Raw genomic sequence first — 20391 nt, 5'->3', positions numbered from 1 at the left:
TTGCCAACACATCAGCAATAAAACATTGCCACTACATAAAAATCAAAACGCCTCAGCTAAGTGCTTGATTCATATGGCACCGGTCCGCGAAAACATCGGAAAACGGCGGTTTGGTGTCGAACTCGGGAGGCCTATGCGTCGCACTACGCGACCGTGGGCGCGGGCCGCTCGGCCTCGCTGACCGCTTCGTTCTCGTTCTGACGCAGCAGGGAGGGTGCCCGCGGGCGCCCTCCTCTTTCCTCGTGCCGGTCGCGTCCGTTGCATCCGCAGCGTTCATACTCGGCGGCGAAAGCCGGCCATGGACGGGCCGGACGACCGCACGATGGAAAAGAACTCCCCCTTCCTGCAGATCAGGAACCTCCGCACACGCGGCGCCGGCGCCATCGACCTGAGCGCCGCGCGCGGCGAATGCATCTGCATCCTCGGCAAATCGGGCTCCGGCAAGAGCGTGTTCCTGCGGCTGGTGGCCGACCTCGACCCCGGTGAAGGCACCGTCGCGCTCGACGGCGTCGACCGCGGCTCGCTGAGCGGACCCCGATGGCGCCAGCGCGTCGTCTACCAGGCGGCGGAGCCCGCATGGTGGGCGCCCACCGTGGCCGCGCATTTCCCCGACGATACCCATGCCCGGCTCGGCGCCTGGATGGAAGAAATCGGCCTTTCCACCGGCCTGCTCGACACCGAGATTCCCCGCCTTTCCACCGGCGAGCGCCAGCGCCTGGCGCTGCTGCGCTCGCTCGCGCGCGAGCCCGCGGTGCTGCTGCTCGACGAGCCCACCGCGTCGCTGGACACCGAATCGACGCTCGTCGTCGAAGCCATGCTGGGCCGCCGGCTGGCGCAGGGGCTGACGATCCTGATGGTCACGCACTCGCGCGAGCAGGCCGCGCGCATCGGCCAGCGCCGCTTCGAGATGGCCGACGGCCAGCTGAGGAGCGCCGCATGAACGCCACCATCCACCTGGACGCCACCGACCTGATGCTGGCCACGCTGCTGGTGCTGCTGAACGCCGGCGCCTCGCTGGCGCTGCACCTGCGGCTGCACCGCCAGGTGCTGTGGGCGGCGGCGCGCATGGTGGTGCAGCTGCTGCTGGTGGGGCTGGTGCTGCGCTTCGTGTTCAGCGCGGCGTCGCCGGCGGTCACGCTCACCATCGTGGTGCTGATGATCCTGGCGGCGGCCCGCGAAGTGGCGGTGCGCCCGTCGTACCGGCTGGCGCGCGGCGGCAACTTCCGCATCGGCGCGGCCGCCGTGGGCATATCGAGCGTGGCGACCGTGGTGCTGGCGCTCATGACCGCGATCCGCCCGCAGCCCTGGTACGACCCGCGCTACGCGATCCCGCTCATGGGCATCGTGCTGGGCAGCGTGCTCAATTCCGCGAGCCTGGGCCTGGACAGCTTCTTCGAAGGCGTGACCACCGGGCGCGCGCGCATCGAGGCGCAACTGTCGCTCGGCGCGACCATCCACGAGGCGCTGTCGGAGCTCACGCGCGCGTCGATCCGGCGCGGGATGATCCCGATCATCAACCAGATGTCGGCCGCCGGCGTCATCACGCTGCCCGGCATCATGACCGGCCAGTTGCTGGCCGGCATGGACCCGGTGGAGGCCGCCAAGTACCAGATCCTGCTGCTGTTCCTGCTGACCGGCGCGGGCGGCCTCGCGGCGGCGGGCTCGGTCTACCTGGCGGCGCGCTCGATGACCGACGACCGGCAGCGGCTGCGCTCCGACCGCCTGAGCTGAGGCTGGCCACGCGACTGACTTCCCTGATTTCTTACGGAGACAAGATGACCATCGACACATTGCACATCGGCGTGGTCGGCTGCTCGGCCGAAGGCGCGGCGCTTTGCTACCGCACGCTGTGCGTGGAAGGCGCCCGCTACCTTGGGCAGCCGCATGCGCACCCGGAGGTTTCGGTGCACACGCATTCGCTCGCCAGCTATGTCGACTGCCTCGACAGCGGCGACATCGACGGCGTCGCGCAACTGATGCTGTCTTCCGCGCGCAAGCTCGCGGCGGCCGGCGCCGACTTCCTGATCTGCCCCGACAACACCATCCACCAGGCGATGCACCGCGTGCTGCCGCAGTCGCCGCTGCCCTGGCTGCACATCGCCGAAGTGGTCGCGGCGGAGGCTGCGTCGCGCGGCTTCCGCCGCGTGGGCGTGCTGGGCACGCGCTGGCTGGTCGACAGCGAGGTCTATCCGCGGGCGCTGTCCGATGCCGGCCTGGTCGCCGTGCGGCTCGACGCCGCGGAGCGCGCCGAAGTCGGCCGCATCATCATGGACGAGCTGGTGTGCGGCGTGTTCCGCCCCGAGTCGACGGCGGTGCTCCAGCGGATGATCGAAGAACTGAAAGCGCACGGCTGCGATGCGGTGGCGCTGGGCTGCACCGAGCTTCCGCTGGTGCTGAACGACGGCAACTCCGCGCTGCCCACGCTCGACTCGACACGCCTGCTCGCGCACGCGGCATTGCGCCGCGCGACGGCGGGCTGACGCGGGTCCGTCAGCGCACGCCGGCGATCAGCCGCGCCTCGCTGCACAGCCGTTCGCCGAAGTCTTCGCTGCGCGCCTCGAAACCGTAGGCCGCGGCGCGCCGCAGCGCGAAGGCGGTGACGTCCCTCATGTAGGTCTGGCCTGGCTTGCGCCCGGCCGCCGCCCGGGCCTCGAAGTCGGCCTGGAAGTCGCGCGCCCATTCCTCGTACAGCTGGTAGCGGTCCCGGTGGTCGCCGGGGTAGCGCGACAACGCCAGCGCCTGCGCGATGTCGACCAGCGGCACCGTGAAAGGAATGTCGTTCTGCTCATGCATGCGCGCCGGGCCTCTCAGAACTTGCCCAGCACGTTCAGGAACCAGCCCTTGCTGCGGTAGCTCATGTCGGTGAGGTTGTCCGAGTAGTCGGTGAAGTTGTAGCCCACGCCCACCTTCAGGTTCTCGTTGACGTGGTAGTACGCCGCCGTGACCCAGCCGTTCTTGCGGTCCTGCAGCTCCCGGGCGCGCAGCGAGCGCCACTCGACCATCCAGTCCCAGTTGCGCACCAGCTTCCAGTCGACGCGCAGCACCGCGAGCTCGGCCGAGCTCTTGAACCACGGCGCCGAGCTGTCGCGGCTCGCGCGCAGGTCGCCGCGCCGCCAGGCGTACTTGCCGCCCAGCGTCCAGCGCTCGTTGAGGTCCCAGGTGGCGTCGATGGCGAACACATGGCTGCGCTGCTGGTAGTCGATGCCGGTGGTCGACACCGTGCCCAGGCTCGAATCGACACCGCTCGACACCACCTGCCCCGGCGACGACAGGTCGTACAGGTAGGTGTACTTGAACAGCAGGTTCAGCCGGTCGTTGAACGCGGGGCGCAGCGCATAGCCGATCATGGCCTCGGTGTACTTGGCCGCGGCCAGCACGCCGGTGCTGCTGTCGCTGTCGGCCCAGTTGAACTTGCCGAGCCAGCGCGAGTCGTCGTCCACCTTCCAGGTGAAGGAGTTCTTCAGCAGCCAGCTGGTGCGGGTCTCGGACGTGGTGCGGTCCTTGCGGTATTCGAGGCCGCCGCTGTACTTCAGGCGCTCGCTCGAATAGCCGGTGGTGAAGGCGATGGCCTCGCGCCGCGTGGCGCCCAGCGTCTCGGCGCCGACCCAGCCGTTCTCGAAGTTCACGCCGAAGGTCCAGCGCGTGTCGGGCGCGTACTGCACGCCGTAGGCATGCGTGAGGCCCGGCTGCGTGCCGGTGGCCTGGCGGTGCTCGGTGAACATGGTCAGGCCGTCGCCCACGCGCGAGCGCACGCCGGTCACCAGCGTGCCGCCGCGGCCGATCAGGTTCTCGTCGGTGCGGCCGGTGTCGGCCACGTAGGTCATGTAGAGGCTGGAGCGGTCGTCGTACTGGTAGTCGACGCCGGCCTTGCCGGCGAGGCCGCCGTCGCCGGTGGAGAGTTCGCCGCGCAGCGCCAGCTTGTCGTTGACGCGGTAGCGCCCGCCGAAGCCCAGGCGGTCGTTCTCCAGCCGCGTGCCGGTGCGCCGCAGCGTCTTCTGCGCGAAGCCGTAAGCGCTCCAGCGGTCGCTGCCGGTGTATTCGAGCTGCACGGCGGCATCGGCGCGCTCGCCCGACACGGCCTGCGTGGTGGGCAGCGAGGGGCTGGTGATGATGGCGTCGCCGGTCTTGTCGTCGTAGCGGATGCCCAGGCCGAGCTTCCACTCGGGCGACAGGCGCAGCGCGTACTGCGCGTCCAGCACGCTGCTGTTGTAGCCGTCGCGCTCGTCGCGGCGGTCCGCCTTCAGCCGCAGTTCGCCGTTCTCGCCCTTCTCGCCGAAAGGCACGGTGGCGGCCGCGCCCACCTGGCGCGTGGCGTTGCTCGCGTACTGGCCCGGCGCGGAGAAGCCGGCGTCGCGCGACTGCGCATAGGCGCTCACCCGGCCGCCGCCGCGGATGTCGAAGTCCGCCAGGTCGGCCTGGCCTTCGAGGCGCCAGGCGTTGGCATTGCCGGTCGGCCCGCTGCCCAGCAGCGAACCCACGGCGCCGTTGCGGCCGCTGAAGTTGAAGCCGCCGTCCATCGAGTCGAGCTGGCCGGTGCCCGGGCCCTTGCTGCGCGCGAACTCGCCCTTGAAGTAGGTGTTCTCGGTCTTGCGCAGCGTCAGGTCCACGCCGGCCAGGCGCTGGTCGGCGCCGATCTGGTCCTGCCGCGAAGCGGTCACGCCCACGCCCACGTGGTCGTTGGCCCACCACGACACGCGCCCGCCGATGGCCAGCGAATTCAGCGAGGTGGCGATGGGCGTGTATTCGTAGTCCACCACCAAGTAGGTCGGCATGCCGGTGAAGCCGCCGGCGCGCACCAGCGAGCCGTCGTCCGACAGGCTGGGCAGCGGCGCCGACAGCAGCACGCGGCCCTGCAGGTAGTCGATCTCGTAGTCGGAGCTGGGCACGAGCTGCGTGCGCTTGAGCACCAGGCCCGAGTCGCGGTCGCGGATCTCCAGCGTCACGCGCTCGGCGCCGCGCGTGATGTCCTGGTTGCGCAGGTAGTAGAGCGAGCCGCCGGTGCCGCGGAATTCCTCGCGCGCGGCCAGCGTGCCGGGCTCGGCCGCGAAGGCGTCGACCTTCAGCCGCGCTTCGCCGAACGAGGTCGACTCGTCGCCCAGGTAGCGGCCATGGAAGCCGTAGAGGCCGCGGCTCACGCGGGTGAGTTCGGTGTCGCCGAAGTTGAGCTTGAAGTTGCCCCACATCGCCTGCGAGCGGCCGTCGTCCACGCGCAGGTAGAAGCGGCCCTGCGTGGGCGCGTCCTGGATCGACGTGGAGTCGTCGCCGAAGGTGGTCCACGAATCCTCTGGGTCGAAGCGGCGGAACAGCGAGGTCGGGTCCTTGCGGTCGAGGTTGCGGAACAGCTCCTTCAGCGGCCGTTCCTCGGTGTCGACGCTGGCCGTCAGCGTCCAGCGGTCGTTGAGCTGGCCCTTGGCATAGCCGGCGATGCGGCCTTCGCTCCAGCCGCCACCGCCGTAGCGGTTCTTGTCGTTGGTCATGATCGCGGCCGGGCCGCTCACGCTGTTGCTGCCCACCGTGAGGTCGGCCTGCCCGACGAAGAACCAGTCGCTCGCGGGCAGCTCGAAGTCGCGGCGGTAGGCGCGCGTGGCGCCCTGCGCGTCGGTGACGGCGATCTCGCCGGTCTGCACGCGGCGCGGCACCAGCTGCTGGAACACGAAGCGCCCGCTCTCGTCCACCGGCACCGCGAAGCCCAGCGCGCGCACCGTCTCGCCGGGGCGGATGGCCGCGCCGCTGGCGGTGACGGTGCCGGCCGCGAGCGGAATGTTGGCGATGGCGATGTTGTTCATGCCGTAGCCGCGCAGCAGCTCGCGCGCGGGGTCGGGCGGCGTGCCCTTCTCGGGCACGTGGCGTTTGGCCAGCAAGAGCGACAGGTCGTCGGTCTCGTCGAAGCGGCCCTGGCGGTCGTACACGCGCACGCGGTAGTAGAGCTTGGTGCCCGCGTCGGCGGCGCCGTCGGTGAGGCGGTCGAGCAGGCCGTCAGGCACCTGCCATTCGCCGCGCAGGCCGGCGTCCAATGGCACGGTGGCCAGCAGGCGGCGCTGCATCACGTCGTTGGCGGTGAACACGCGCAGCTCGGCCTTCGAGGTGAACAGCAGGTAGTTGCTGTAGCCGGCGAAGCGCACGGTGTCGCCGGCCACCACGGTGGTGGGCCAGGCGCTGGCGCTCAGGCGGCGCGGCTGCGAGAGGTTGTCGTACTGCAGGCGCAGCTGGTTGCGCTCGAGCTGCACGTCGACGCAGCGCTGGCGGTCGGCGCTGGTGGTGCCGTCGCCGGCAGTGGCCTTGCCGTCGGCCGTGAGCAGCTGGCCGTCCACGCTCAGGCGCAGCGGCGCGTCGTCGGTGCCAAAGGCGGTGAAGGTGCGGCACACGCCGGGGTCGGCCACCGCCGGCGCGGGCGCCACGGCCACGGGCGCGTCGCGCCAGTACACGCGTACCTCGACGCGGCGGTTGGCGGCCCAGTTGGCCGGGTCGGTGGCGGGCGTGGCCACGGGCACGTCGGGGCCGCGCGATGTGGCGGCCGCCGCGCCTTCGGGCAGGCCCAGGCGCTGCGTGAGGTAGCGCGCCACCTGCTGCGCGCGCGCCAGCCCCAGCGCATGGTTGTCGGCGAAGCGCTCGCGCGACTTCGCGCTCAGCGCCTGGGTGTCGGTGTGGCCGACGATCTCGAAGCGCAGGCCGTCGCGGCCCTTCACCTGTTCGGCGATGCGGTCGAGCCGCGCGCGGTCGGCCGGCGCGAGCCCGTCGGCGCCCGATTCGAAATGCGGCGTGCCGGTGTCGCTGCGCTCGGCGCCCGGCACGGGCGGCGGCGTCGGGCCGGCCGCCGCCACTGGCGCGCTCGCGTCGCCCAGCACGAAGGTGGCCTTGGGCAGCTCGCGCTCGCTGCTGCGCGGCAGGAGGCGCGTGCCGTCGATGTCCACGGCGCGCGGGTCCGGCGCGGCCTGGTCGTGCATGCGGCCACGCACGGCCGACTCCTGCGCGGCCGCGAGCCCCATGCCCATGCAGGCGGCGGTGACGGCGCCCGCGAGGGCGATGCGCTTGGGTAGCTTTCTTTTCATGTCGGCTCGCTGGCTCGGGTTCTGTGCGAAGGGGCGGGTCATGGCTTGCTGCCCTCCTGCGTGGCGGCGGGCACGAGTTCGACCTCGACGTCGAGGTTGAACAGCGGCGGCGCGTTGCCGTCGGCGCGGGCGCGCTGCTCGCCCAGCTGCTTCCAGCGCGCGAGCACCGCGGCCTTCACCGCGTCGGTGCGCTGGCGGCCCAGCGATGCGGGCTCGCCGGGCGCGGCGCGGTAGGCCAGCCGCAGCACCGAGGTCTTCTCCGCCAGCACGCTCACCGTGCGGTCGAGCTCGGGCACGAAGCCGGGGCGCAGCGCGGCGGCGCCGTCCTCGAAGGCCGCGCCCTGCAGCGCGAGCCGCACCACGCGGTGCACGGTGGCGCCGAAGTTGATCTTCAGCACCTTGCCGCGCGTGGCGCGCTCGGCCGCCGGGTTCTCGCTGGTGGTGCGGTAGCCCGATGGCAGCGTGCGCTCGTCGAGCTTCAGCACCAGGTTGCTGCCGGTGCCTTCCTTCGGAATGGCGGCGCAGGCGATGTGGTAGCGGCCCTCGGCGTCGGTGGTCACCAGCACGCCGTTGACGGTGGCGATGCGCACGTTCGCGATGCCGGGCTCGCCCTCGTCCTGGTAGCCGTTGGCGTTCCTGTCGTCGTAGACCTTGCCGATCACGTCGGTGCAGTCGAACAGCGCGTCGGGCACCACCCGCACGGTGGCGGTGGCCAGGTTCGACAGCGTGCGGCCGCCCACGCCCTGCGTGGCGACGACCTGGTTGACGAACTCGCCCTCGCCCACGCCGACCCCCACGCCCGCGACCATCAGGTATTCCTTGGTCTCGTTGGGCGCGAAGTTCTGGCCGGGCACCACCAGCTGGCGGCCGTTGAGCTGCGGCACCACCGGCAGCGCCACGCCGCCGGGCAGCGTGCGCACCGTGAGCGAGCCCGGCACGTAGCGAAAGCCCGGCGGCAGCGTGTCGACCACGGCCACGCCCGGCACGGGGTTGCCGCGCGTGTTGCGCGCCGTGATGCGGTACGGCAGCAGCTCGCCCTTCTTCACGGTGAGCTTCGAGGTCGTCTTGCGCAACTCGATGAGCGTGGCGTCCGACGGGTCCAGCGGAATGTTGTTGGCCACCACGTGCTGGCCGCCGCCGCCCGGCATCTGGAACACCATGTAGTAACCCGCGCCCGGCACCAGGGCCGCGCCGGGGCTCACCACGCAGGGGTTGGTCTGCGCGGGCGCCGGGCCGTTGGCCGGGGCCGAGCACGACTGCGTGCCCAGCGCGCCGGCGGCGGCCGGATAGATCGACGAGGGCAGGTAGTTGCCCGGCGGCGTGACCACCAGGCGGTACTCGCCGGCCGGCGCGCCCGGCAGCACGAAGAAGTCGTAGTAGCCCGACGGACCGGTCGTGTAGCTGTCGCGGCCGTCGAACAGGTGCTGCGCCGGATCGAACCCGGGCGGGCCCACCAGGCGCACCACCGCGCCGGGCACGGGCGTGCCGCTGACGCTGTCGTACACCACGCCGCCCGGGTCGTACGGCAGGTCCTGCTTCTGCACGTTGGCGCCCGGGTTCACTCGCACCTTGATGGTGAAGCGCGGATCGCTCGGCGAAGGCGTGGGGTACGGGCCGCCCGCGCCGTTCTGCGATGCGTCGGTCGGCCACACGCCGCCGACGTAGCGGCCGTCCGGCGAGCGGAAGCGCACGCGGTATTCGCCCGGCACGAGGTCGCCGAAGCGGTAGCCGCCGTCGGCGCCGGTGGTCACGCTGTAGAGCACGGTGGCCGCGTTCTCGGCGCAGGCGTTGCCGCCGTCGGCGCAGCGCAGCAGCTCCACGGTCCAGCCTTCGCCGCCGCCCTCGCCCGAATCGCGGCTGCGGTTGTGGTTCAGGTCGAACCACACGTTGCCGGTGAGCGAGGCGGGCTGGCTGCTGTGCTCGGTGAAGTCGTAGCCGGTGCCGTGCGCGTCCAGCCCGGTGATGTTCACGCGGATCTGGTTCGGGCCCTGCGCGGTGCCGCCCAGGGTGCCGGGCACGGCGATGCCTTCCTCGTAGCCGGCCGGCTGCGTCTCGGTGATGGTGTAGCCGCCGCTGCCGGGCAGCGGCAGGCCGGGCAGCTCGTAGCGGCCGTTGGCGTCGGTGACGGCGGTGCGCGTCACCGGCTGGCCCGCGGCGTCGGTGCCGGTGAGCGTGATGGTCACGCCCGGGATCGGCAGGTCCTGCGGCTCGCGTGTGCCGTTGCGGTTGGCGTCGTTGTAGACGGTGCCCGCCAGCGAGGCGCCGCGTTCGCCGAAGTTGTAGTTGTCGCCGTTGCCGCCGCGGTAGGCGATGGCGCTGATGACGTCGTTGCCCAGCGTGCCGCTGGGCACGCCGTCGAGCGTGCCCACGGCGTCCAGGCCGTCGGCATAGGTCACGGGCTGCGTCTCGCGGATGGTGTAGCCGGCGGCGTCGGCCGGCAGCAGGCCGGTGAAGACATAGCGGCCGGTGGCGTCGGTGACCACGGTGGCGTTCACCGCCAGGCCGCTGGCCGAGCGGCCGGTCAGCGTGAGCGTGACGCCGGGGATGCCGGGCTCGCCGGCCTGGCGGATGCCGTCGTTGTTGTTGTCGACGTACACCCAGCCCGCGATCTGGCCGCCGCGCTCGCCGAAGTTGTAGTCGATGCCCACGTCTTCCGACACCAGCGCGATGCCGCCGAAACGGTCGTTCACGTTGCCCGGATTGGCCACGCCGCGCGGCGCGCCGTTCACGGTGCCGAGCGACTCGGGGCCGTCGGCCACGCCGGCGGGCTGCGTCTCGTCGATCTGGTAGGTGCCGGGCACGAGCTTGTCGAACAGGTAGCCGCCGTCGGCACCGGTCTGCACCGTGCGGTCCACGGCGTTGCCCAGGAAGTCGGTGCCGGTGACGCGCACCGTGGTGCCGGCGATGCCGGGCTCGCCGCTGTCGCGCACGCCGTTCGACGGCGCCACGTCGGCGTACACGTAGCCGGCCAGGCTGGCGGGCCTGACGGCCGAGAAGTTGTTGCCGGCCGAGCCCGCGCCCACCGCGCCGAGCACGATGTTCTGGATCGCGTTGGCGGTCGAGCCGTTGGGCCCGTTGCTCACGCCGGCGCCGCCGGTGGGCACGGTGCCCGCGGTGCTGCCCGTGCCGCTGACGTTGCCGGCGCGGGTGATGCCGGGCTCGTAGCCCTGCGGCCGCGTCTCGGTCACGGTGTAGCTGCCCGGCGCGAGGTTCGGGAAGCTGTAGTCGCCGCTGGCGTCGGTGGTGGTGGTGCGCGTGACGCTCTGGCCGTTGATGTCGGTGCCCGTGAGCGTGATGGTCACGCCCGCGATGCCCGGCTCGCCCGGCGCGTTCTGCACGCCGCTGCCGTCGCGGTCGTAGTACACGCGGCCCGAGATGCCGCCGGGCAGCAGCTCGCCGAAGTAGTAGTCGCCCTGCGTCAGCGGCACGTTGGTGCCCGAGACGGTCACGCCGGTGATGGCGTTGCCGCCGGCCTGCGGCGTGCCGGGCAGCCCGTTGTTGTTGGCCTTGCCCGGCGCGTAGTTGGCCGGCTGCGTCTCGGTGATGGTGTAGCCGCCGGCGCCCGAGGGCGGCACGTTGCGGAACTCGTAGCTGCCGGTGGTGCCCGTGGCCACCGCGAGGATGTTCACCGGGTTGCCCGCGGCGTCGGTGCCCGTCAGGCGCAGCTCGACGTTCGGGATGCCGGTGTCGCCCGCCTGCGGAATGCCGTCGTTGTTGGCGTCGACGAACACGCGCACGCCGATGCGGGTGAGCAACTCGCCGAAGTCGTAGCCGGTGGCGGCGGCGTTGGAGCGCAGCGCGATGTCGCTCACCACGTCGTTGCCCACGGTGCCGCCGGCGGTGCCGGCCGCGTCGCTGCCGTCGGCGAAGCCCGCGGGCTGCGTTTCGGTCAGCTTGTAGAGGCCGGGCAGCAGGTTGTCGAAGAGATAGTTGCCCGTGCCGGTGGCCGTGGTGGTGGTCTTCGACACCGGGTTGCCGAACATGTCGGTGCCGGCGAGCGTGACGGTCACGCCCGCGATGCCGGGGTCGCCCGTGGTCGATGTGCCGCTGTAGTCGGCGTCCTGGTAGACGCGGCCCGCCAGGCTCGACGCGCGCACTTCGCCGAAGTTGTTGGCGGACGAGCTGCCGCCCGTGCCGAGCACGATGTTGTCGATGCGGTTGGCGTTGGAGCCGTTCGGGCCGCTGGTGACGCCCGCGCCGGTGGTGGGCACGGTGCCTTGCGCGCTTCCCGCGCCGCTGACGGTGCCCGCGCGGGTGATGCCCGGCAGGTACGCGGCGGGCTGGTCCTCGGTCACGCTGTAGGTGCCGGCGGGCACGGTGAAGCCCCAGTTGCCGTTGCTGTCCGTGGTGGTGGTCAGCGAGATGGCGTTGCCCATGCTGTCGGTGCCGGTCAGGCGCATGGTGACGCCGGCGATGCCGGGCTCGCCGCTGTCGATCAGGCCGTTGCCGTTGAGGTCTTCATAGACGCGGCCGGACAGCGCGCTGTTCTGCACCGTGACGCGGCCTTCGTTGAAGTTGTTGCCGGCGTTGGGATCGGCGCCGCCGTTGGTGTCGCCCGAGCCGGTGGTGACGATGTGCGCGCGGTTGACGATCTCGGTGCCGTTGGCCGGCGGGTTGCCGCTCGCGAAGCGCACCGGAATGCGCACGGTGGCGGTGCCGTTGGCGGGCATCGAGGTGATCGCGCAGCTCACCGTCGTGCTGCCGGAGGCGCCGGTGCAGGTGGGCGCGACGGGCGTGAAGACGCCGCCGGTCACGGTGAACACGGGCGTGCCGTCCAGCACCAGGGCCGCGGGCAGCGTGTCGGTGAAGCTGGTGGTCTCGGCGCTGTCGGGACCGTTGTTGCGCAGTTGCACGAACCAGTCGAAGGGCTGGCCCGACGATGCGTTCGCCAGCGGCGTGTTGGTGCCCTTGACCACGGCCACCTTCGAGACCACTTCCACGTCGGCCTTGAAGCGGAAGGTGGTGTTCTCGGCCACCGTGTTGTTGCCCTGCACCGCGTCGTAGACGTTGCGCGCGGCGTCGAAGAAATCGACCTTGGCGTTGTTCTGGAAGGTGCCGCGCGACACGCCGCGCAGCACCACGCGGAACTGCAGCGAATTGGTTTCGCCGGTGGACGTGGCGCCGCTGCCGCCCAGCGTCGGGATGGTGAACACGATCTGCCCGCCGGCCGAGCCGATGGCCGCGCCGCTGGCCAGCGCGAAGCTGGTGCCCGCGGGAGCGCCTGTCGGGATGCTCACCGACACCAGCGTGGGCGGCGCCTCGCCGTTCGGGCCGGGCAGCGGCAGGATGTCGACCATGCGCACGTCTTCCGCGGTCGACGCGCTGTTGTTCGACACCGTGATGGTGTAGCCCACGTCGTCGCCCACATTCACCGGGTCGACGTCGTCGCGCTTGGTGACCACCAGGTCGTACACCGGCGCGGTGATCGTGGCCGGCACCGAGGCGTCGTTGTTGGCCGTGCTGAGCTCCGGCGTTGCCGTGGAGACGTGCACGTTGTTGGTCACCGTGGTGCCGTTGAGCACGTACAGCGGGCGCACGCGCACCGTGACGGTCTGCTGCACGTTGCGGTCGAGCGAGGTCCAGGCGCACTCGAGCTGGTTGTTGGTGGTGCCGGTGCCCGTGGGCTGCGTGGTGCTCGGCTGCGTGCTGCAACTGCCGCCGCCCGAGGCGGTGGCCGAGATGAACATCAGCCCGGCCGGCAGCGTGTCGACCACGTGCACGTCGTAGGCGCGGCTGAGGCTGCCCTGCGCCAGGCTCTGGTTGCGCGCGGTGAGCGTGTAGGTGAGCAGCTGGCCGACCGGCACCGAGGCCGGGCTGGCCGACTTGGTGACCACCACGTCGCTGCGCGCGACCAGGTAGGCGGTGGTGCTGCCGTCGTTGTTGGCCAGGTTCGGGTCGGCCGGCGTGGCCGCCACGGCGCGTGCCGTGTTGTCGATCGAGAAGCCGTGATCGGTGGCCGAGGCACCGTCGCCATAATGCTTGGCGACGACCTGGATGACCGGGCACAGCGGCAAGGCGCTGGCGGGGTCGGTGCTGGCGCGGCAGACCGGCAGGGTCGACAGCGTGCAGCCGGTGAGCGAGGTGCTGCCGAAGCCGCCGCCGTTGGCCGGCAGCGCGCAGGTGCCCGCGAAGGTGCCGCCGTTGGCCGTCTGCGAGACGGTGCCGGCGCCCATCACCTGAGCGAAGGTGTCGGTGACAGCGACGTTCTGCGCCTCGGAGGGGCCGTCGTTGACCACTTCGATCTGCCAGGTGATGTCCTGGCCCGCGATCTGGCGGTTGCCGGCACTGTTGCCGATGCCCACCACGCGCTTGAGCACCCGCACGTCGGCGGCGGTGGCGTTGTCGTTCACGCCGGTGCCCAGGCTCGTGCAGTCGTTGCCGGTGTTGGCGTCGGGGTCGGCGCCGAGCGTGGGCGCGGCCGCGGGCAGCGCCACGTTCACGCACATGCTGTTGACCACCTGGCCGCCGCCCGGCGGCAGCGCCGGGATGGTGGCGTTCACGATGATGTAGCCGCCGTTGCGCGCGGTGTTGCCGCCCGAGGTGTCCACGCCGATGTCGGCCGTGAGCGTGCGCGTGCAGGTCACCGTGGCGGGGCCGGGCACGGGCACGACGGGCGTGGGCACCACGGTGGCGCCGCCCTTGGTCACGGTGCAGGTGTAGCCGTCGCGCTGCGTGACGCTGTTGATCTGCACGCCGGCGGGCACGTCGTCCACCAGCTGGATGGTGCTGCCGGCCAGCAGGCGGGTGCTGCCCAGGTTGGTGCTGCCGACCTGGTAGTCGAAGGCCTGGCCCAGCGGCACGTTGTTCTGCGGCCAGCTGCGGCGCTTGTCGGCGCGGAAGTCGGCGGCGGAAACCGCCACGTCGGCCGGCACGCTGCCGGTGGCGGAATTGGCGATGGGGCCGGTCGCGCTCACCGTGGCCTGGTTGACCACGCCGGTGCCCGCGGTCATGGCGATGACCGGCACCACGATGTCGCCCAGCGCCACGCTGGCGCCGTTGTTGCCGCCGATGTTGCTGCGCGTGCAGCTCAGCGTCTGGCCGCTGACGGAGCAGGTCCAGCCGGCGACCGGGGGAATGGGCGTCTGGATGGCGAAGTTGGCGGGAATGGTGTCGGTCAGCGTCACGCCGGTGGGCGGGCTGCCGCTGAAGCTGGGGCTCAGCCTGAAGTTGAAGCGCTGGCCGACCAGCACCTGGCCGCCGTCATGGCTCTTGGCAAGCGCCAGCACGTAGCCTGCGGTCACGGTGGTGTTGGCGGTGGCGCTGTTGTTGGTGGAAACGCCGTCGCCCACCGCGCCCGCCGGCGCCACGGCCGGCTGGTGCGTGATGGTGGAACCCGCGCCCGCGGTGACCACGCCGTTGATGCTGAAGGTGCGCGTGTTGCTGCCGGCGGTGGCCGGCGTGGCCGGCACGTTGCAGGTCAGCAGGCTGCCGCTGATCGAGCAGCCCGAGGGCAGGCCAGTGCTTGAGACCGTCAGGCCCGTGGGGATGGGATAGGTCAGCGTCGAGCCGGTGCTGGTGTCGGGGCCGTTGTTGGTGACCGTGAAGACGATCGGCACCGTCGAGCCGCTGGGCGCGGTGGCCGGCGCGTTGATGCTCACCGCCACGTCGGCGCCCTGGTTCACGGTGATGGCCTTGGTCTCGCTGGCGCCGCCGCCGACGGGCGCCGCGGTCACGCTCAGCGTGCCCTGCGTGAGCGTGCGCAGCAGCACCTTGAAGTCCAGCTGCTGGTTCGCCGCGAGCGTGATGCCCGAGCAGGTCAGCGTGCCGAATCCGGCCGAACCCTCGGGCACGCTGGAGGTGCAAGTGCCCGACGGGACCGCCGCCATGCCCATGTAGATGGCGTTCGCGGGGATGGTGTAGGTGAACGAGGCGCCGGGCGCGTCGATCGGCAGGCTGTCGGTGTCGGCAATGGTGACCGTGCTGGTGACCGTGCCGCCGGCCGGGAGGATGTCCGGCACATGCACCAGGCCCGACACCTGCGGCGCCGCATGCGCCGCCGCCGCGAGCAGCAGCCCCGCGAGCGGTGCGGCAAGGCGTGCCAGTCCGCGCCGCCAGCGGCCCGAAGGCGCCTGGGCGGGGTTGGAAAACAGGTCGCGTCGCGCCGACGCGTCCGGCAGATTCGATGGGGTGCTGAACATCCCGTCCCTCGTGATGGCTCTGATGGACCGGGCACCGACCCCTTTCTTGCAGGGCGCCGCTGGATGCGGCGGGGTGCTCCGGAAAGTGCGGGAGTCTCGAAGTCCTCACCGGGAGCCACTTTTGGGATTCAGGACAAAAGGTTTGCCCTGGATGACAATTGTTTACGAATGCAACGTAACGTGAACTTAGTCACACGGCATTTCAGGCCTGCTCCCATACGCTCGGCGGCATGTCTTACTGGTCGACCACCCCACCGCGGCGCGCGCACATCCTCGTCATCGATGACAACATCGAGGAGCTGCAGTTGCTGCTGGGCGCGCTGCGCGGCGCGGGCCACCGCATCAGCCTCGCGTTCGACGCGCTGCAGGGCTACCGCCGCGTCACCGCCCTGCAGCCCGACCTGGTGCTGCTGGACGTGCGCATGGGCTCGACCGACGGCTTCACCACCTGCAGGCTGCTGAAGGCCGACAGCGCCACCGCGCGCATCCCGGTGATCTTCCTGACTTCGTCGAGCGCGGTGGACGAGCGCATCACCGGCCTGCGCGAAGGCGCGGTCGACTACATCCTCAAGCCCTTCGACCCGGCCGAAGTGCTGGCGCGCGTGGCGGTGCACCTGGCGCTGGCCAGCAGCAGCAGCCATGCGCAGGAGTGCATGGCGCAGGCCGAGAGCGTGCTGGAGAACGCGCGCTCGGACAACGCCGACCGCGTGATCGCGCAGGCGACCGAACGGCTGGTTCTGTCGGATCTGGCAAGCGTGCCCGCGCTGCCCGAGCTGGCGGCACGCGTGGGCACGCACGAGAAGCGGCTGACGCGCGCATTCCGCGAGCAGACCGGGCGCACGGTGTACGAGTTCGTGCGCGAGATGCGGCTGGTGGAAGCCCAGCGCCTGCTGCTGAACTCCGCGCTCAACATGGAAGAAGTGGCGCATGCGGTGGGCTTCTCCGGCGCGGCCAATTTCTCGACCGCGTTCCGCGAGCGCTTCGGGCTCACGCCTTCTTCCTATCGCAACGCACGAGCCGCCCGGCCGATGCCGCCGTTCATGCCTGTGGCGGCGCCATCGACTCTGCCGGCGCCGTCTGCCTGAGGCGCCGGCCGTGGTGGCGATCCGCGGCATCGCGGCCGCCCTGCTGCTGTGCGCGGCCTCCTGGCTCGCGGGCCCGGCGGACGCCGCCACGCTGAGGCTGGGCGAGGCGCCCGAACTGCCGCTGGTGCTCGACGAGGTGGTGGAGCTGCTCGAAGACCCGGACGGCCTGCTCTCGCGCGAAGACGCGGAGGCCTCGACCCGCTTTCGGCCCGGCACCCACGCGCAGATGCGGCAGGGCTTCACGAACTCGGCCTTCTGGCTGCGCCTGGCGGTCGTGAACGACACCGGCACGGTGCAGCCGCTGCGCCTGGTGCTGAACACTACATGGCTGCAGCACGTCGACTTTCATGTGCAACGCCGCATCGGCGCCCCGACCGGCAAGGCCGCATGGACGCTCGAGCGGGCCGGCGTGTCGGTGCCTCTGCGCGGCGACCGCGACCGCGTGCCGACGCTGTCGCTCGACCTGCGGCCCGGCGAGCAAGCGCGCCTGCTGGTGCGCGTGCAGAGCCACAGCAGCCTCAAGTTCGCGCCCGAACTGCACACGGCCGACAGCTGGCGCGAAGCAGAGAGCAGCCATGCGCTGCTCGACGGGCTGCTGATCGGCGGCATGCTGGTGCTTGCCGTGTACTCGCTCACGCTGTGGCTCATCTCGCGCAAACCGCTGATGGCTTCCCAGAGCCTGGGCTTCATGCTGGTGGCGTTGTACGAGGCCACCTACCGAGGCCATGCGCGGCTCGTGCTGTGGCCGGACAGCACCGACTGGAGCTACCGCGCGGCAGGCGTGGTGGCCGGCTGCAGCGTGCTGAGCCTGCTGCTGTACCTGCACGTGCTGTCGCGCCGCGGCCCGGTGCGCCCGCCGGGGCTGCCCGTCATCGCGGTGCTGGCCACCAGCCAGGTCGTCGCGGTGCTTGGCACGCTGCTGGGGCCGTACGCGCCCTTCGCGCGCCTGGGCAACCTGACCGTTCTGCTGCTGGTGTTCTCGCTCACGGCAAGCAGCTTCATCTACATGCGGCGCGCGGGACCGGGCGGCAAGCTGGCGTTCCCGGTGATGACCATCATCATGGTCGGCGTGTGCCTGCGGCTGACCGAGCTTTCGTTGCCCACGCACATGCTGCCCGGCTTCGACGCCTATGCACTGGGCTTTCCCGGCATGCTGATGGGCTTGGTCGCGCTCTCGTCATGGACGCACCATCTGTCACGCCAGCAGCACCTCGCGCAGCGCACGCTGGTGCTCTGGCAGGCCGAAGAACAGCAACGCCTGCGCGACGAAGTGGCGCGCAAGACCCATGCGCTGAACGCCGCGCTGGAGCAGGCCGAGCACCAGGCGCGCGAGCAGACACGGCTCATGGCCTATGTGACCCATGACCTGCGCGCACCGCTCGCGACCATCATCGGCCACGTGCGGCTGCTGCGCGACGAAATGCCGCAGCCACCCGATCGGCTGCAGGCCATCGAGCGCAGCGCGGCCTATCAGCTCTCGCTGATCGACGACCTGCTCGACTACGCGAAGGGCGAGCTGCTGCCGTTCTCCTTCGAGCCACGGCCCGCGAGGCTGCAGGCGCTGCTCGACGACATCGCGCAGTACGCCGACACGCTCGCACAGCGGCGCAACAACGCATTCGAGCTCGAAGTGCAAGGCGCGCTGCCGCGTGCGGTGCTGATCGACAGCAAGCGCTTTCACCAGCTGCTGCTCAACCTGCTGTCGAACGCCGCGAAGTTCACGCATGGCGGCAAGATCGGCCTGCGCGTGCGTGCGCGGCCGCGCGCGGAGTCGTGGCGGCTTCAGTTCGAGGTGTGGGACAGCGGCGCCGGCATCGACCTGAAGGAGCAGGCGCGCATCCGCCAGGCCTTTGCAGAGAACGCGCCGAGCGCGAGCGGCAATGGGCTGGGGCTGGTCATCGCGCGGCGCATCGTGCAGCGCATGGGCGGACGCCTGCTGCTCATGAGCCATCCGAACCTGGGCACGCGTGTGCGTTTCTCGGTGATCGTGAAGGACGCGCCGGAGGAGCCGCGATCCGTCGCCCCACAAGCACCGTCATCGCCGCCGCTCCAGTCGCCGCGCCTGCGGCTGCGCCGGCCGCCGACACCTGTGCCGGCCATCGCGCCGCTGCCCGCCGCGGCGCGCGCCGAACTCGAGGTGCTCGCGCGCGACGGCCGCTGGACCGATCTGCACGAATGGACCGATCGGCTGGCCGCGGCCGATTCGCGTCACGCGGCGCTGGTCGACGCAGTGCGGCAGGCGCTCGACCGGCTGGACTTCGAACACATCCGCCTGCTGGCACGCGCCACGCCGAAGCTGTGAACATGCGGCGCGGGCACTCTTTGCATGCGGCGAAGCCTCTGTTTAGTATGGAAGGACATCATTTCCAGGAGCCCTCATGCAAGACATCGCCGCTCTCCAGAAACTGCTGGACACGCTGTTCCCCGGCCTGATGGGCGTGCGCCTCACGGCACTCGAACCCGACCGCGTGGTCGCGCAGATGGAAGTGCGGCCCGACCTGTGCACCGCCGGCGGCATCCTGCATGGCGGCGCCTACATGGCTTTTGCAGACACGCTGGGTGCCGTCGGCACCATCGTCAACCTGACGCAAGGCAAGCGCACCACCACCACCGATTCGAGCACCAAGTTCATCGCCGGCGCGCGTGTCGGCAGCATCGTCACCGGCACCAGCGTGGCGTTGCATCGGGGACGCACGACCATGGTCTGGCAGACCTCGGTCACCAATGCGGACGGCAAGCTGTGCGCCGTCGTCACGCAGACGCAACTGGTGTTGGAAGGGGCGGGGTGATGTCCCCCGAGGTTTCTTCGGCCGAGTGGCTCGACGCATAGCGTTCGAGGAACAGGTAGAGCGCCAGCCCGCCGGCCAGTGGCAGCAGATAGTAGAGCGCGCGGTAGGCGAGCACCGCCCCCATCAACGCGCCCTGCTTCACCGTTCCGGAGAGCAGCGCGAGATACACGGCTTCAAGCACGCCGAGGCCTGCGGGAATCGGCGTCAGCACGCCGACGATGGACGCCGCGAGCAGCACGCCCATCGTGGTCGCGTAAGGCACCTTCTGCCCGAGCAGCAGGTACATGGCCGCGCCCATCAACGCCCAGTTGGTGGTGGAGAGCGCGAGCTGCACCACGGCCAGACGCGCGGCGGGCAACTGCAGGCGGCGGCCCCTGAAACGCCATTCGCGCCCGCGTGCGAATGCACAGGCGGCGACGTACGCCAATGCCAGCAGGATCATCGCCACGCCGAGCAGTCGCAGCGTGCCTGCGCCGACGTGAGCCTGGCTCGGCGGCACGATGGCGCCCGCCGCGAACAGCCCGCCCGCGAGCAGGCCATAGCCCAGCCAGTTGGTCGCGAGACTCAGCCCCACGATCTGCGCGACCGTGGCGTCGTCGAGACCCGCACGCGCATAGAGCCGCGCACGCATCGCGATGCCGCCGACCAGCGAGCCGAGGTTGAGATTGAAGGCATAGCTCGTCACCGCGATCGCCCATGTGCGCCAGTACGGGAGGCGATGTTGCAGATGGCGCTTGCCGATCAGGTCGAAGCAGCCGTAGAGCATGTGGCTCGCGGTCGCAAGGCCGAGCACGGAAAGCAGCAACAAGGGCGAGTAGCGCTGCAATGCTTGCCACGCGCCGGCCCAGTCGATCTTGTGCGCATGGGACAGGAGCAGGCCCAGCACGGCGATGCCGAACAGCGGCAATGCCCAACGACGGCAGCGTTGCCAGATCGAACTGATGCGGCTGCCTGCGTGCGCCGGGGTATCGGCGATGGCGGCCGCGTGGGTGTTCATGACGACAGTGCCTGGCGGCTCAGGGCTTGGCGGGCTTGTCGCTTTTCTCGGGGGTCTTGTGCTCGGCGAGGCCCTTGTCGTGGAGCTTGCTGTTGCGCACGTCCTTCATCAACCGCTCGCCTTCGGCGTCACGGCCGTCGCTGGGGACGGATTCTTCCTGGGTGACTTCGGGTTCTTCGTGGTGCGCGGGCTTGGGCGTAGGCATGGGCATCTCCTCGGTGGATTAGCCGAGTCTGCCGAGGTCCGGCACCTCCGGATCGCCGTCCATCGACGATGACGGGTGCAGGACATTTGCCATACCGGTGCCGTGCTGAGCGCGGCGCGGACTGCAAA

General features: G+C 70.8%; 11 protein-coding genes. 6 read left to right on the top strand and 5 right to left on the bottom strand.

Annotated features, from left to right (window positions below):
* Window positions 1-322 precede the first annotated feature (322 nt).
* The 3 genes from L3V85_RS05950 to L3V85_RS05940 are packed head-to-tail and all read left to right on the top strand — an operon-like array spanning window position 323 to window position 2480.
* Window positions 323-940 carry an ABC transporter ATP-binding protein gene (locus L3V85_RS05950; protein WP_237678470.1) on the top strand — a complete coding sequence of 206 codons (618 nt, stop codon included), beginning with the start codon at window positions 323-325 and terminating at the stop codon, window positions 938-940.
* Complete coding sequence (locus tag L3V85_RS05945) at window positions 937-1731, top strand: ABC transporter permease (RefSeq protein WP_237678469.1); 795 nt, start codon at window positions 937-939, stop codon at window positions 1729-1731. The genes L3V85_RS05950 and L3V85_RS05945 overlap by 4 nt, the downstream gene beginning before the upstream one ends.
* A gap of 44 nt (window positions 1732-1775) precedes the next feature.
* A complete protein-coding gene (locus tag L3V85_RS05940) occupies window positions 1776-2480 on the top strand; it encodes an aspartate/glutamate racemase family protein (protein WP_237678468.1) in 705 nt (234 codons plus the stop codon).
* 10 nt (window positions 2481-2490) lie between these two features.
* Here L3V85_RS05940 and L3V85_RS05935 read toward each other — a convergent pair whose 3' ends face one another.
* Genes L3V85_RS05935 through L3V85_RS05925 form a run of 3 tightly spaced genes read right to left on the bottom strand, consistent with a single transcriptional unit; the run spans window position 2491 to window position 15187 of the window.
* A complete protein-coding gene (locus tag L3V85_RS05935) occupies window positions 2491-2793 on the bottom strand; it encodes a hypothetical protein (RefSeq protein ID WP_237678467.1) in 303 nt (100 codons plus the stop codon).
* Window positions 2794-2807: 14 nt separating this feature from the next.
* Entirely contained in the window at window positions 2808-7049 is a 4242-nt protein-coding gene (locus L3V85_RS05930; RefSeq protein WP_237678466.1) for an OmpA family protein, read from the bottom strand.
* 38 nt (window positions 7050-7087) lie between these two features.
* Window positions 7088-15187 carry an SdrD B-like domain-containing protein gene (locus L3V85_RS05925; protein ID WP_237678465.1) on the bottom strand — a complete coding sequence of 2700 codons (8100 nt, stop codon included), beginning with the start codon at window positions 15185-15187 and terminating at the stop codon, window positions 7088-7090.
* 230 nt (window positions 15188-15417) lie between these two features.
* On the opposite strand from L3V85_RS05925, the gene L3V85_RS05920 reads away from it, so the two are divergent.
* From L3V85_RS05920 to L3V85_RS05910, 3 genes are all read left to right on the top strand, one after another.
* The gene (locus L3V85_RS05920; RefSeq protein WP_237678464.1) at window positions 15418-16272 is read left to right on the top strand and encodes a response regulator transcription factor; all 855 of its coding nucleotides are present in this window, start codon (window positions 15418-15420) and stop codon (window positions 16270-16272) included.
* A 10-nt stretch (window positions 16273-16282) separates the two neighbouring features.
* Window positions 16283-18574: a sensor histidine kinase gene (locus L3V85_RS05915; RefSeq protein ID WP_237678463.1), complete on the top strand. Its 2292-nt coding sequence runs from the start codon at window positions 16283-16285 to the stop codon at window positions 18572-18574.
* A gap of 76 nt (window positions 18575-18650) precedes the next feature.
* Window positions 18651-19061, top strand: a complete 411-nt coding sequence (locus tag L3V85_RS05910; RefSeq protein ID WP_237678462.1) for a PaaI family thioesterase — start codon at window positions 18651-18653, stop codon at window positions 19059-19061.
* Here L3V85_RS05910 and L3V85_RS05905 read toward each other — a convergent pair.
* On the bottom strand, window positions 19024-20058 hold the full coding sequence (locus tag L3V85_RS05905) for a lysylphosphatidylglycerol synthase domain-containing protein (RefSeq protein WP_237678461.1): 1035 nt from the start codon (window positions 20056-20058) through the stop codon (window positions 19024-19026). The genes L3V85_RS05910 and L3V85_RS05905 overlap by 38 nt on opposite strands.
* Before the next feature lie 19 nt (window positions 20059-20077).
* Complete coding sequence (locus tag L3V85_RS05900) at window positions 20078-20263, bottom strand: hypothetical protein (RefSeq protein ID WP_237678460.1); 186 nt, start codon at window positions 20261-20263, stop codon at window positions 20078-20080.
* Window positions 20264-20391 lie beyond the last annotated feature (128 nt).

This window comes from Variovorax paradoxus (assembly GCF_022009635.1).
In the GTDB taxonomy this organism is placed as follows: domain Bacteria; phylum Pseudomonadota; class Gammaproteobacteria; order Burkholderiales; family Burkholderiaceae_C; genus Variovorax.
This window is presented reverse-complemented; position numbering and strand designations above follow the sequence as displayed.